The sequence below is a fragment of the Kocuria kalidii genome (assembly GCF_044462225.1).
GTDB classification, from domain to species: domain Bacteria; phylum Actinomycetota; class Actinomycetes; order Actinomycetales; family Micrococcaceae; genus Kocuria; species Kocuria kalidii.
This window is the reverse complement of the sequence record NZ_JBISWJ010000044.1, coordinates 48,151-61,338: the sequence shown is the minus strand read 5'-3', so window position 1 is coordinate 61,338 and position 13,188 is coordinate 48,151. Positions and strand designations below refer to the sequence as shown.

The following is a 13,188-nucleotide window of genomic DNA, read 5'->3' as shown; positions in this document are numbered from 1 at the left end:
ACCATGGGACATCCTCTGCACCTGACCGTCCCCGACGGACTTCCCTACATCGACTACGAGCGCGAGCTCGACCACCCGGTCGCGGAGGTCTTCCGCGCCCACGCGGACCCCGCCCTGCTGCGGGAGTGGCTCGGTCCCCGCGGCACGAACATCGACGTCTCCTCCTACGACTTCCGGTCCGGCGGGGCCTACGAGTACCACCACACCGGCCCGGACGGCGTCACCTACGCCTTCCGGGGCGTGCTGCACACGGTCCGCGAGAACGAGCTGGTCGTGCAGACCTTCGAGTTCGGGGGCTACCCGGACGTGGTCAGTCTGGAGTTCCTCCGCTTCGACGAGCTCGCGGACGGCCGCTGCCGGCTGCGGGGCCACGTCGTCCACCCCTCCCAGGAGGCCCGGGACGGCATGGCCGCCTCCGGCATGGAGAGCGGGATGGCCGACGGCTACGAGCGGCTCGAGGAGCTGCTCTCCCGGCGGCCCGCACGGGACGGGACCTGACCGCGGACCCCGCGACCCCGGTCGACGGGCGTGACGACATCGGCCGGGTGTGACGTGCGCCACGCGGTGCGCGGCTACGATCGGACCCATGATGCGATTCCTGGTGCTGGCGCTCCTCCTGGTGCTGACGCTGCTCCTGGTCCTGGCCGCCTCCCTCGGGTCCAACGGCTGGTGGCTCCTCGTCCCGGTGGTCCTCGTGCTGCTGGTGGTCGGGGTGTGGGACGTCGTCCAGACGAAGCACTCGATCCTGCGCAACTACCCGATCCTGGGGCACATGCGCTTCTTCCTGGAGTCCATCCGCCCGGAGATCCAGCAGTACTTCATCGAGCGCAACTTCGACGGCAAGCCCTTCGACCGCGACACGCGGTCCCTGGTCTACGCCCGGGCCAAGGGCACCATGGGGGACAAGGCCTTCGGCACCGAGCGCGAGGTGAACCGGATGGGCTACGAGTACCTCCTGCACTCCACCGCGCCGGTGCCGCCCCCGGAGGAGGCCCCGCGGGTCCGGCTCGGCGGACCCGGCTGCACGCAGCCGTACGAGATGTCCCTGCTGAACATCTCCTCCATGAGCTTCGGCTCGCTGTCGAAGAACGCGGTCCTGGCGATGAACAAGGGCGCGGCCCTGGGCGGTTTCGCCCAGGAGACCGGCGAGGGCGGACTGACGGAGTTCCACCGCGAGTACGGCGCGGACCTGGTCTGGGAGATCGGGTCGGGGTACTTCGGCACCCGGGACGCCGAGGGCGACTTCGATCCGGAGGCCTTCCGGGAGAAGTCCCGTCTGCCCGAGGTCAAGGCCGTCACGATCAAGCTCTCACAGGGGGCCAAGCCGGGTCTGGGGGGCGTGCTGCCCGGGCCCAAGGTGACCGCCGACATCGCCCGCGCCCGCGGGGTCCCCGAGGGGGTGACCTGCATCTCCCCGGCCAGCCACTCGGCGTTCACCACCCCGCGGGAGCTGGTGCGCTTCATCGGCCGGCTGCGGGAGCTCTCCGGTGGCAAGCCCATCGGCTTCAAGCTGTGCGTCGGGTCCCGCGTGGACGTGCTGGCCATGTGCAAGGCCATGCTCGAGGAGGACGTCGCCCCGGACTACATCATCGTGGACGGCAACGAGGGCGGCACCGGGGCGGCGCCGCTGGAGTACCAGGACCACGTGGGAACGCCCCTGACCGAGGGCCTGATGCTGATGAACAACGCCCTGGTCGGCGTCGGGCTGCGCCCCCCGATCAAGCTGGGTGCGGCGGGCAAGGTCGCCTCCGGATCCGACATCGTGAAGCGGATGATCCAGGGCGCGGACTTCACGATGAGCGCCCGCGCCATGATGATGGCCACCGGATGCATCCAGGCGCAGAAGTGCCACACCAACACGTGCCCCGTGGGCGTGGCCACCCAGGACAAGCGGCTGATGCGCGCCCTGCACGTGGAGGACAAGGGGGACCGGGTGCACAACTACCACAGGGCCACGGTCCGCGAGGCGGTGCAGATCATGTCCTCGATGGGGTGCAGCGACATGCGGCAGCTCTCGCCGCAGATGCTCCGGCGGCGCGTCGACCACCTGACCACCCGCTCCTACGCCCACATCTACAACTGGATGGAACCCGGCGAGCTGCTCACCGCGCCGCCGCGAACCTGGGCCGACGACTGGGAGCTGGCCGATCCCGACCACTTCGGCCTCTACCGCCCGGGGCCCGGCAAGATCGAGCGGCGCGACGACCCGGCCGTCGTCCACCCCGACCGCCCGGGCGCGGCGCCGGACTCCGGCGCCGCGGGCCGCCCCGAGGGGGACCCGGGCGAGGACTCCTGAGCGCTGCCGCGCCCCGACGCGTGCCCCGGGTCACGGGCCGCTAGACTTGCACGGTACGAGCCCCTGGGTCCTTTCCTGCCGGCGCCGCGCCGCCTCGGGCGTGCGGGCGGGAGCGGGCCGACGCAGGGGCGTTGTCGTGCCCGGCCGGGATGCACCTCCGCCGGGCCCCGCGGGGAAAGTCCCGCGTCATCCAGGCAGGAGAGTCGTTCAATGCCAGCAATCGTGATCGTCGGCGCCCAGTGGGGCGACGAGGGCAAGGGCAAGGCCACCGACCTGCTCGGGGGCCGCGTGGACTACGTGGTCAAGCCCAACGGCGGCAACAACGCCGGGCACACCGTGGTGGTGGGCGGCGACAAGTTCGAGCTCAAGCTCCTGCCGGCGGGCATCCTGAGCCCCAACGCCGTCCCCGTGATCGGCAACGGCGTCGTCGTCAACCCCCAGGCCCTCTTCGAGGAGATCGACGGTCTCGAGGCCCGCGGCGCCGACACCTCCCGGTTGCAGATCTCCGCGAACGCGCACCTCGTGGCCCCGTACCACCAGACGATGGACCAGGTCAGCGAGCGCTTCCTCGGCAAGCGGGCGATCGGCACGACCGGCCGCGGCATCGGTCCCACGTACATGGACAAGGTCGGCCGGCTCGGCATCCGCGTGCAGGACGTCCTGGACGAGTCGATCCTGCGGCAGAAGATCGAGGGCGCGCTGCGGCAGAAGAACGAGCTGCTGGTGAAGCTCTACAACCGGCGCGGCATCGAGGTCGACGAGGTCGTCGAGTACTTCCTGGACTACGCGGACCGGCTCGCCCCCATGATCGTGGACTCGACCTACCTGCTCAACCAGGCCCTCGACGAGGGCAAGGTGGTCCTCATGGAGGGCGGCCAGGCGACGTTCCTCGACGTCGACCACGGCACCTACCCGTTCGTGACGTCCTCCAACCCCACGGCCGGCGGCGCGTCCGTGGGCTCCGGGATCGGCCCGACCCGCATCACCCGCGCGATCGGCATCATCAAGGCCTACACCACGCGCGTGGGCGCCGGGCCGTTCCCCACCGAGCTGTTCGACGAGATGGGCGAGCAGCTGCGCACCACCGGCGGCGAGTTCGGTGTCAACACCGGCCGTCCCCGCCGCACCGGCTGGTACGACGCCGTGATGGCCCGCCACGCCTCGCGGATCAACGGCTTCACCGACTACTTCCTCACCAAGCTCGACGTCCTCACCGGGATCGAGCGGATCCCGGTCTGCGTGGCCTACGACGTCGACGGCGTCCGGCACGACGAGATGCCGATGACCCAGACCGAGTTCCACCACGCCCGGCCGATCCTCGAGCACTTCGACGGCTGGACCGAGGACATCACCGGCTGCCGCACCCTCGCAGACCTCCCGGCGAACGCCCGGGCCTACGTCGAGGCGCTCGAGTCGATGAGCGGGACCCGGATGTCCGCGATCGGCGTGGGCCCGGACCGCGACGACACCATCGTGGTGCGCGACCTCATCGACTGACCCGCCCTTCCCGCTCCCGCGGGGGCGCGCGTCCCGGCGCGCCCCCGGCCGCCCGCACCTGCGTTCTCGGGGCGGCGGCCCGGGAGGAGGGGCTCAGACCAGCACCAGCACCACCCAGATGCCGAGGCCGCCGAGGGCCAGCACGGCCACCGAGGTGGCCAGCACCGCGCCGGCCTCGGGGGCCGTGCGCTCCTCGACGATCCCGCGGGCGCTGCGGACGTAGCGGGGTCGCTGCGTGAGGTAGATGGCCCCCGCGGTGAGCACCGCCACGCCGAAGAGCACCAGCACGAACGGGCCGTGCTGCGGCAGCCAGCGCAGGAACACCGCCGAGACCACCACGAAGGACATCAGGGTCCGGCCCCAGGCCATGGTCGTCCGCTCCGGCTGCAGCCCGGGGTCCCGGTGCGGCGGCCGCGGAGGATCCGGGGGTCCCGGAGGGCGGCGGATCTGCGGGCGCGGCATCTCAGCCCTGGAGGACGACGACGACGAGCACGCCCGCCGCGATCGCCCCGCCCACCGCGAGCACCGGCGCGATCAGGGGCAGGGGCAGCGGGGCCTGGCGCCGCATGCTCCGCTCCACCCCGATCCAGCGGAACGTGGCGCCCGCGCTGACGAGCATGCTCAGCAGGAGCAGGACGATCGCGAGGAACTTCCGGATCCCCTCGTCGAAGAGGTCGGCGGTGAACGCCTCGATGGCGATCCCGCCGGCCAGGAACGCGAGCGCGGTCCGGATCCAGGCGAGGAACGTGCGCTCGTTGGCCAGGGTGAACCGGGGGTCGGGGTCCTCCCCGCCGCCGAGCACGCGCTCGGTCAGCCGGCGTCGTCCCGGGGTCTCCGGCTCCTCGCCCATCGCCTGCCCTTCGTCCGCGGTCGTGTCGGCCCCCATCCTGCCACGGGGTCCGGCCACGGACGGCGGCGGATACAGTGGGAGCTCCACCCGCGACCCCCGAGGAGAGCACCCGTGAAGATCGCCGTCGGACAGTTCGCACCCACCGCGGACACGGCCGAGAACCTGCGGACCATGCGCCGGCTGGCCGAGGAGGCCGCGGCCGGCGGCGCGCAGCTGGTGGTGTTCCCGGAGGAGGCCATGTTCTCCGAGCGGCTCATCGGGGAGGACTTCGAGGAGCTGGTCCTGCGCGGCTGGTCCGGGTTCGTCCAGCAGCTCTCCTTCCTGGCGGCGCAGACCGGTGCCGCCGTGATCGCGGGCGGCTACGAGGGCTCCGCCGACGGCCGCCCCTACAACACGCTCGTGGCCGTGGACGCGCAGGGCGCGATCCTCGGCACCTACCGCAAGCTCCACCTCTACGACGCCTTCAGCCACCGGGAGTCCGACCGGATCCGCCCGGGGGACAAGGGCGTCGCCGTGGTGCGGATCGGCGACCTGGGCGTCGGCATGATCACCTGCTACGACCTGCGCTTCCCGGAGATCTGCCGGGCCGTCGTCGACGCCGGGGCGGAGCTGCTCACCGTGCCCGCCGCCTGGTTCGCCGGCGAGCACAAGGTGGACCACTGGCAGGCGCTGCTCAAGGCCCGCGCGATCGAGAACACCGTCTGGGTCGTGGCCGCGGACACCTGCTCCGAGCACACGGTCGGGCGGTCCGCCGTCCTCGACCCGCTCGGCGTGGTCGTCGCCGAGGCGGGGGAGGACGAGACCGTGCTGCGCGCCGAGGTCACGCGCGAGCGGATCGAGCAGGTCCGGCAGACCGTGCCCGTGCTCGCGAACCGCCGGTTCGGACCCGCGGAGCTGCTGCCCGCCGACGAGGACTGAGCCGATGGGCACGGCGCTCCCGGCCGCGGACCGCGCGCCCGGGGACGTGGTGGGGCCCATCGACCGTCCCCGCACCGTGGTCGCGCTGTTCGCCGGGCTGTCCCTGCTGTTCGGGACCGTCTTCGCCGTGCTGGTGCCCGTGGCCTGGGGTCCGGACGAGGGCTCCCACTTCCACCGCGCCCACCAGGTGTCCGAGGGCGGGTTCGCCCCCGATCGGCTCCCGGACGACGGACCGTACCCCGTGTACGGGGGATCCTCCCCCGCCGCCGCGACGGACTTCATCCGCGAGTTCCAGGGCCCGCCGAGGTCCACGGAGCACCGCTCGGACCCGTTGTTCGTCCCGTCCGAGGCGCGCCGCGAGGCGCTCGCCGAGCCCCTGGCCGGGGAGTCGGCGACGGCCTGGTTCCCGAACACGGCCGCGTACTCGCCCGTCCCCTACCTGCCCGCGGCCCTCGGCGCGCGGCTCGGAGCCGCGGCGGACCTCGGCGTCGGCGGGACGTGGGTCCTCATGCGGATGCTGCAGGTCGTGTCGTACACGGCGGTGGCGGCGGCCGGCTTGTGGGCCCTGCGGCGGACCCGGTTCCTCTGGGTGGGCTTCTGCGTGGCGCTGCTGCCCACCGCCCTCTACCAGTCGGCGGTGATCTCGGCGGACTCGGTCACCAACGCCGTCGCCTTCACGTTCACCGCGCTCGTGCTGCGCGCCACGGTGCTGGACCGGTCCCGGGAGCCGCTCTCCCGCACCGGGCTGGCGGTGCTGCTCGCGAGCGCGGTCGCCCTGCCGCTGATGAAGCCCACCTACGTGATCCTGTCGCTGCTGCTGCTCGTCGTCCCGCTGCGCGCGTACCCGCTGCCGCGCCGGGCCGACGGCCGGCCGGTCCGGGCGGCCCTGCTGCTCGGCGGGTGCCTGCTGGTGACCCTCGCGGCCTTCGCGTGGTGGACGGCGCTGTCCGCGGGGACGACCGAGGCGATGGGCCTGCTCCGCGGCCCGGAGGAGCGGCACACCGTCCGGCCCGGTGACCAGCTGGCCTTCGTGCTCGGGGAGCCGGTGGCCGTCCTGGGCGTGGCGCTGCGGACCGTCCTGACCCTGGACTGGACCTATGCCGCGAGCTTCGTCGGCCAGATGGGCTACGGGCGCGGCGAGAACGTGAACGGACCGTTCGTGGGCGCGGTGTGCTGGTTCGTGGCGCTGGGCGCCGCGTTCCTCCACTCCCCCCGGGCCGCGGTCCCGCGACGGGTCACGGCGGGTCTCGCCGCCGTGCTGCTGCTCAACGTCGCGGCCGTCTTCGGGACGCTGTACCTGAGCTTCGCCCCCGTGCAGTCCGGGGTCGTCAACGGGGTGCAGGGCCGGTACTTCGTCCCCCTGGCCCTGCTGCTCGCGGGGACGCTGCTCCCGGTGGTCTCCGCCCGTCTGCCCGCCGCACCGGCGGCCCTGCGCAGGGTGGACACCACCGTCCTCGTGCTGGTCCCGGTCTCGGCCGCGCTGGCCGTGGCCGGCTACGCGACCCAGGTGCACATCCCGGGCCACTATCCGCTGCCCTGACCGGCCTCCGGCCGCGCGGGGGTCCCGCGGCTGCCGGGCCGCTCCGACGCGGCGCGGCGGCCCGGCCCCCACGGCTCACCAGATGCGGACGCGCTCCACCTCGGGCAGCCACAGCGCGTCCGACTCCACGACCCCGAACGCCTCGTAGAAGGCGGGGACGTTGCGCACCACCTGGTTCGCCCGGAACTCGTTGGGGGAGTGCGGGTCCGTGGCGATGCGGTGGCGCAGGGCCTCGTCACGGGACTTCTGCTGCCACACGTACGCCCAGGACAGGAAGAGCCGCTGCTCGGGGCTGTAGCCGTCGACCAGCTCCCCCGCACCGAAGGCGCTGCCGGTCTCCCGGGACATCCGCCACGCCCGGTGGGCGATCGTGAGACCGCCCAGGTCCCCGATGTTCTCCCCGAGGGTGAGTTCGCCGTTGAGGTGCGTCCCCTCGTCCTGCAGCTGCTCCGGGACCAGGCGGTCGTACTGGCGCACCAGCTCCGCGGTGCGCTCCTCGAAGGCCCGGCGGTCGGCGTCGGTCCACCAGTTGCGCAGCCGGCCGTCGCCGTCGCACGTCGAGCCCTTGTCGTCGAAGCCGTGCCCGATCTCGTGGCCGATCACGGAGCCGATCGCGCCGTAGTTCACGGCGTCGTCGGCGTCCTCGTCGAAGAACGGGGGCTGGAGGATCGCGGCCGGGAAGACGATCTCGTTGCGCAGGGGGTGGTAGTAGGCGTTGACCGTCTGCGGGGTCATCAGCCACTCGTGCTTCTCCACCGGCCGGCCGGCCTTGCGGACGAGCTCGGCGAGCCGGAACTCCGTGGTCCGGATGCGGTTGCCCACGAGGTCGTCGCCGCCGATCCGCAGGGAGGAGTAGTCCTTCCACTGCTCCGGGTAGCCGATCTTGGGGGTGAACTGGGAGAGCTTCTTCAGCGCCTCCTGGCGGGTCTCCTCCGTCATCCAGTCCAGCTCGGTGATCGAGACGCGGTAGGCCTCCAGGAGGTTCGCCACCAGCTCGTCCATCCGCTCCTTGGCGGTCGGGGAGAAGTGCGCCGCGACGTAGAGCTCGCCCACGGCCTCGCCGAGCACCCCGTTGACCAGCTCGACCCCGCGCTTCCAGCGGTCCTTGAGCCGGGGGGTCCCCGAGATGACGGTGCCGTAGAACGCGAAGTCCTCCGCCACGAACGCCGTGGAGAGGTAGGACGCCCGGGCGGAGACCAGGTGCCAGCGGGCCCAGGCCCGCCACGCCGGCAGCAGCTCGTCGACGAGCAGTCCCTCGACGCCGGTGAAGAAGGACGGCTGGGCGTTGACCACGGTGCGCAGCGCCGAGACGGGCAGCTCCGCGCCCTCCGCCAGGATCCTCCAGTCGAGCACCTCGGTGGAGGCCGCGAGCTCCTCGAAGTCCATGGGGTTGTACATCCTGGTGAGGTCGCGGACCGAGACCTTGTCCCAGTGGTGGGCGGCGATCCGCGTCTCGAGCTCCACGACCGCGCGGGCCTGCTCCTCGGCCTCCTCGACCCCGGCCAGGGACAGCATGGTCCGCACGTGCTCCAGGTACTTCCCCCGGATCGCGGCGTGCTGGTCGTCCCGGTAGTACTCCTCGTCGGGCAGGCCCAGCCCCGACTGCCCCACGAACACGAGCTGGCGCTCGGGGTCGCCCGGGTCGGCGTCCACGTCCACGTCGACGAGCCCGCCCGCGCCGCGGCGGATCATCCGGCCCAGGTGGCGCACCAGCCCGGGGACGTCCGCCACCGCGTCGATCTCGGCGAGGTCCGGGGCCAGCGGCTGCGCGCCCGCCGCCTCGATCCGCTCCTCGTCCATGAAGGACGCGTAGAGGTTCGCGATCTTGGACTCGATCGCCTCCGGGTCCCCGGCCCGCGCCCGGGTGATGAGCTCCCGCACGGCGGCCTCCGCCTGGTCCCGGAGCTCGATGAACGCGCCCACGGACGGCTTGTCGTCGGGGATCTCGGTCCGGCGCAGCCATGTGCCGTTGACGTGGCGGTAGAGGTCGTCCTGCGGGCGGACGGAGCGGTCGAAGCCGGAGAGGTCGAACACCGAAGAGGTCACCGTAGATGTCATGCCCACACGCTAACCGGCGTGCAGCCGCGCGGACGGGCTGTTCCCCGACCGCTTAACGCCCCGGCGCCCCGCCCCCGGGGCGAGGTGCCGGGGGGCGCGGGGGGCGCCGGGGCCGCGTGCCGGCGCGCGCCCGGACGCGTCTGCGCGCCGGTGTCCCCGGCCCAGCAGGGCGTCCCGGACCCGGCAGGGCGTCCCGGACCCGGCAGGGCGTCCCGGACCCGGCGGGGCGTCCCGGCGTCCCGGGCTCAGCGCGGGGTGCCGGTGAACCGCGGCGGGCGCTTCTGCTGGAACGCGGCGAAGCCCTCGGCGTAGTCGGCGCTGCGGCACAGCTCGCCCTGCACCCGGTTCTCGTGGTCCACCGACTCCCACAGCCCCAGGCGCTCGTCCCGGATCTGCGCCACGAGCTCGCGGGAGGCGAGGAAGGCGCCGGTCGCGCCCTCGGCCACGGCCGCGGCCTTCTCCCGGGTGAGCTCGAGCAGCTCCTCGGCGGGCACCGAGCGGCTGAACAGCCCCGAGCGCACGGCCTCCTGGCCGCTCATCAGCTCGGCCGTGTAGATGAGGTCGAGGGTCCGGTGGGCGCCGAGCCGTTCCGTGAACAGGGCGTGCCCGCCGGAGTCGAGGGTCGCGCCCAGGTTCGCGAACGGGGACCCGATCTTCGCGCTGTCGGCGACGTAGACCACGTCCGTGGCGATCGCCAGGCCGAGCCCCACGCCCAGGCAGGGGCCCTGCACGGCCGCGAACGTCGGGGCGGGGAAGCGGGTCATCGCCCGCAGGAGGGGGGTGACCTTCCCGGCGAGGTAGCCGTGGGCGTCGTCGGTCGCGGGGTCCACGGCGGAGATGTCCCGCCCGGCGCAGAAGCCGCGGCCCTCGCCGCGCAGCACGAGGGCCCGGACACCGGCCCGCCCGGCCTCGGCGTAGGCCTCGCCGAGCTCGGCGAGCGCCGCCTCGTCCAGGGCGTTCATCCTCCCGGGTGCGTTCAGCACCACTTCCGCCACGGATCCGTCGATGGTCAGGTCGATCACTGCTGCTCCTCGGGGAGATCGGGGACGGGGTCCGGCACGGGTCGGTGCCGGGGTCGGCAGGGCGTCCGGGGCCGGGCTGCGGGCCGCGCCGGACGGGCCGGGGCCCGGCACCGCGCAGGTGCCGGACCCCGGGGCGTGGGGCTCAGGCGTCGTAGTCGACGACGAGCTCCTCGGCGGTGGGTCGGGTCTGGCAGGTGAGCACGTAGCCGTTCTCGATCTCGTCCTTCTCGAGGGCGTAGTTCTCCTCCATCTCGAACTCCCCGGAGACGATCTTCGCGCGGCACGTGCCGCACACCCCGCCCGCGCAGGCGAACGGGACGTTCGGACGGACCCGCAGGGCGGCGTTGAGGACGGTCTCCTGGGCGTTCTTCGGGGACTCGACCGAGCTGGAGAGCCCGTCCAGGGTGAACGTGATGTCGTAGCTCTCGCCCGAGGGGTCCGCCGGCACCACACGGCCCTGCTGCCCCTGGGGGTTCTCGGGGCGACCGGTGCTGAACAGCTCGAAGCGGATCTTGTCCTCCGGCACCCCCCGCTCGGCGAGGGTGTCCCGGCACAGCTGGACGAGCTCGAACGGACCGCACAGGAACCACTCGTCGGTCCGGTCCACCTGGAGGACCTCGTCCAGGATGTCCTGGAGCTTGTCGGCGTCGATCCGCCCGGACATCAGCGGGCTGATCCGCTGCTCGCGGGAGAGCACGTGGTGGATCGCCAGGCGGGACGGGTACTTGTCCTTGAGGTCCCCGAGGTCCTCGGCGAACATCACCTCCATGGCGGAGCGGTTGGCGTAGACGAGGTCGAACGTGGAGGACTCCGAGGCGCGCAGCACGGCCTTGGCGATGGCCATGATCGGGGTGATCCCGGAGCCCGCGGCGAAGGCCACGAGGTGGACCGAGGCGTTCTTCGCGACCTCCTCCGCGGCGAGCCGCTCGGGGTCGTTCATGCTCGTGAGGCCGAGCTTGGAGGTGAACGCGCCCTGCGGGTTCATGACGTCGAGGGTGTCCCCGGCCTGCAGCGACTCGTTGGCCCACGTGGAGAAGACCCCGCCGATGTCCTGCTTGATCGCCACCCGGATCTCGCCGGGCTCGGGCTCCGCACAGATCGAGTAGGACCGGCGGACCTCCTGCCCGTCGATGTGGGCGCGCAGCGCCACGTACTGGCCCGGCAGGTAGTCGTAGTCGTCCACGAGCTCGGGGGGCACCGCGAAGGCGACCTCGACCGAGTCCGCGGTCAGCTTGCGGACCTGGGAGACCTCGAGGGTGTTGAACGTGGCCCGGCGCCGGGCTGGGGCGGTGATCTCGGTCATCAGTGCACCTTGAAGTAGTCGAAGGGTTCCAGGCACTCGTTGCAGACGTGGAGCGCCTTGCAGGCGGTCGACCCGAAGCGGGTCATCTCGCGGGTGTTCAGCGAGTGGCAGCGCGGGCACTTGACGGTCAGCCCCAGCCGGACGGGGCCGGCGGCGGCCCGGCCGCTGGGCGGGGCGATGCCGTACTCGTCGAGCTTGCGCCTGCCGTCGTCGCTCATCCAGTCCGTGGTCCACGCCGGGTGCAGCACCAGGTCCACCCGCACGTCGTCGTAGCCCTCGGCGGCGAGCGCCCGGGTGACGTCCGTGGTGATGGTCTCCATCGCCGGGCACCCGGAGTAGGTCGGGGTGATGACGACGACGGCGCGCCCGTCCTCGACCCGGGCGTCCCGCAGGATGCCGAGGTCGGCGATGGAGAGCACGGGGATCTCCGGGTCGTTCACCGTGGCCGCGACGTCCCAGACGCGGCCGGCGGCCTCGTCGCGGGGGCGCAGCTCCCGGCCGGTCACCTCCGTGGTGCCCGTCTGCTCGGAGTCGGTCATCGTCGTCATCTCCTTCCCAGTCCCTACCAGGTGGCGCCGGGGTGCTGGCGCGCGAGCACCTGCATCTCGGCGAGGATGTGGCCCCGCTGCTCGCTGAACTGCCCGGAGCGGTCCCCGCCGTAGGCGCCCAGGACCTCGGGCACGGACAGCTCGGCCTCGTCCAGGATCGCCGCGATCCGCGTGTCGAAGTCGGCGCGCAGCTCGGACGGGCGCACGGCGACGTCCCCGAGGGCGTCGATGAGCTCGTCGTCGTGGAACAGCTCGTCCACGTAGGGCCACATGTAGAGCAGCCCCGCCGTGATCCGGCGCTTGGACTCCTCGGTGCCGAGGGCCAGGCGCAGCACCCACTGGCTCGCGTGGTCCTGGTGGTACTGGATCTCCTTGAGCGCCTTCTCGGCGATGGCCGCGAGCGTCGGGTCGGAGGAGCGGACCAGCCGGCGGTAGAGCTCGTACTGGTAGTAGGAGAAGATCAGCTGCCGGGCGATGGTCTGCCCGAAGTCGCCGTTCTCCTGCTCCGCGAGACGGCAGGAGCGGAACTCCTCCTCGTCCCGGAAGTAGGCGAGGTCGTCCTCGGTCTTCCCCCACGCGGTGCCCGCGTAGGCGAGGAAGAACCGGGCGTGCCCGAGCAGGTCCAGCGCGATGTTGGCCAGCGCGATGTCCTCCTCCAGCTCCGGGGCCCGGGCGATCCACCAGCCGAGGCGCTGCGACAGCATCAGGGCGTCGTCGCCCAGCCAGAGGGCGTAGCGGGCCACGTCCTCCGGGGCCTTCGCGGTGCCGGCCGCGATGTCCTCCGCGGTGATCGCCTCGCCCGCGCTGATCCTGGTCGCGGACTCGTGGGACGCGTAGCTCACAGGTGCTTCACCCCTTCGCTCTTGGTGTAGTACGTGGCGTGCCGGTAGCTCTTGCCCTGCGCGGACTCGAAGAACCCGCCCTTGGAGTCGGGGTCGGAGGCCGTGATGGCCGCGGACGGCACGACCCACACGGAGGTCCCCTCGTTGCGGCGCGTGTAGAGGTCCCGGGCGTTGCGCACGGCCATCGTGGCGTCCGGGGCGTGCAGGGATCCGGCGTGCACGTGGGAGAGCCCGCGCGAGGACCGCACGAACACCTCCCACAGGGGCCACTCGTCCGACGGGGCGCCGATCGGGCTCACAGTGTTCTCGCTCAT

General features: G+C 72.6%; 13 protein-coding genes. 5 read left to right on the top strand and 8 right to left on the bottom strand.

Features of this window, described 5'->3' with window-relative positions; genetic code table 11:
• Window positions 1-3 precede the first annotated feature (3 nt).
• The 3 genes from ACH9D3_RS06885 to ACH9D3_RS06875 all read left to right on the top strand — a co-directional run bounded on the left by ACH9D3_RS06885 (window position 4) and on the right by ACH9D3_RS06875 (window position 3,793).
• Window positions 4-498: an SRPBCC family protein gene (locus ACH9D3_RS06885; protein ID WP_396398764.1), complete on the top strand. Its 495-nt coding sequence runs from the start codon at window positions 4-6 to the stop codon at window positions 496-498.
• Between the two features lie 88 nt (window positions 499-586).
• Complete coding sequence (locus ACH9D3_RS06880) at window positions 587-2,296, top strand: FMN-binding glutamate synthase family protein (protein WP_396398763.1); 1,710 nt, start codon at window positions 587-589, stop codon at window positions 2,294-2,296.
• A gap of 210 nt (window positions 2,297-2,506) precedes the next feature.
• Window positions 2,507-3,793: an adenylosuccinate synthase gene (locus ACH9D3_RS06875; protein ID WP_396410360.1), complete on the top strand. Its 1,287-nt coding sequence runs from the start codon at window positions 2,507-2,509 to the stop codon at window positions 3,791-3,793.
• Between the two features lie 93 nt (window positions 3,794-3,886).
• On the opposite strand, the gene ACH9D3_RS06870 is transcribed toward ACH9D3_RS06875, so the two are convergent.
• A complete protein-coding gene (locus ACH9D3_RS06870; RefSeq protein ID WP_396398761.1) occupies window positions 3,887-4,255 on the bottom strand; it encodes a DUF202 domain-containing protein in 369 nt (122 codons plus the stop codon).
• Between the two features lies 1 nt (window position 4,256).
• On the bottom strand, window positions 4,257-4,643 hold the full coding sequence (locus tag ACH9D3_RS06865; protein ID WP_396398760.1) for a YidH family protein: 387 nt from the start codon (window positions 4,641-4,643) through the stop codon (window positions 4,257-4,259).
• Window positions 4,644-4,754: 111 nt separating this feature from the next.
• Here ACH9D3_RS06865 and ACH9D3_RS06860 point away from each other — a divergent pair, with 111 nt between their 5' ends.
• A complete protein-coding gene (locus tag ACH9D3_RS06860; protein WP_396410359.1) occupies window positions 4,755-5,561 on the top strand; it encodes a carbon-nitrogen hydrolase family protein in 807 nt (268 codons plus the stop codon).
• Window positions 5,562-5,565: 4 nt separating this feature from the next.
• Window positions 5,566-7,101 (top strand): DUF2142 domain-containing protein, encoded by a 1,536-nt coding sequence (locus ACH9D3_RS06855; RefSeq protein WP_396410358.1) that lies wholly within the window; start codon window positions 5,566-5,568, stop codon window positions 7,099-7,101.
• A gap of 75 nt (window positions 7,102-7,176) precedes the next feature.
• On the opposite strand, the gene ACH9D3_RS06850 is transcribed toward ACH9D3_RS06855, so the two are convergent.
• The 6 genes from ACH9D3_RS06850 to paaB form a co-directional block, all read right to left on the bottom strand.
• A complete protein-coding gene (locus ACH9D3_RS06850; protein WP_396410357.1) occupies window positions 7,177-9,159 on the bottom strand; it encodes a M13-type metalloendopeptidase in 1,983 nt (660 codons plus the stop codon).
• 245 nt (window positions 9,160-9,404) lie between these two features.
• A complete protein-coding gene (locus ACH9D3_RS06845) occupies window positions 9,405-10,181 on the bottom strand; it encodes an enoyl-CoA hydratase-related protein (protein ID WP_396410356.1) in 777 nt (258 codons plus the stop codon).
• Between the two features lie 142 nt (window positions 10,182-10,323).
• Window positions 10,324-11,484, bottom strand: a complete 1,161-nt coding sequence (gene paaE, locus ACH9D3_RS06840; RefSeq protein ID WP_396410355.1) for a 1,2-phenylacetyl-CoA epoxidase subunit PaaE — start codon at window positions 11,482-11,484, stop codon at window positions 10,324-10,326.
• Entirely contained in the window at window positions 11,484-12,032 is a 549-nt protein-coding gene (gene paaD / locus ACH9D3_RS06835) for a 1,2-phenylacetyl-CoA epoxidase subunit PaaD (RefSeq protein ID WP_396398754.1), read from the bottom strand. Before paaD ends, paaE begins: the two co-directional genes overlap by 1 nt.
• Before the next feature lie 14 nt (window positions 12,033-12,046).
• A complete protein-coding gene (gene paaC / locus ACH9D3_RS06830) occupies window positions 12,047-12,874 on the bottom strand; it encodes a 1,2-phenylacetyl-CoA epoxidase subunit PaaC (RefSeq protein WP_396410354.1) in 828 nt (275 codons plus the stop codon).
• Complete coding sequence (paaB, locus tag ACH9D3_RS06825; protein WP_017833090.1) at window positions 12,871-13,188, bottom strand: 1,2-phenylacetyl-CoA epoxidase subunit PaaB; 318 nt, start codon at window positions 13,186-13,188, stop codon at window positions 12,871-12,873. Before paaB ends, paaC begins: the two co-directional genes overlap by 4 nt.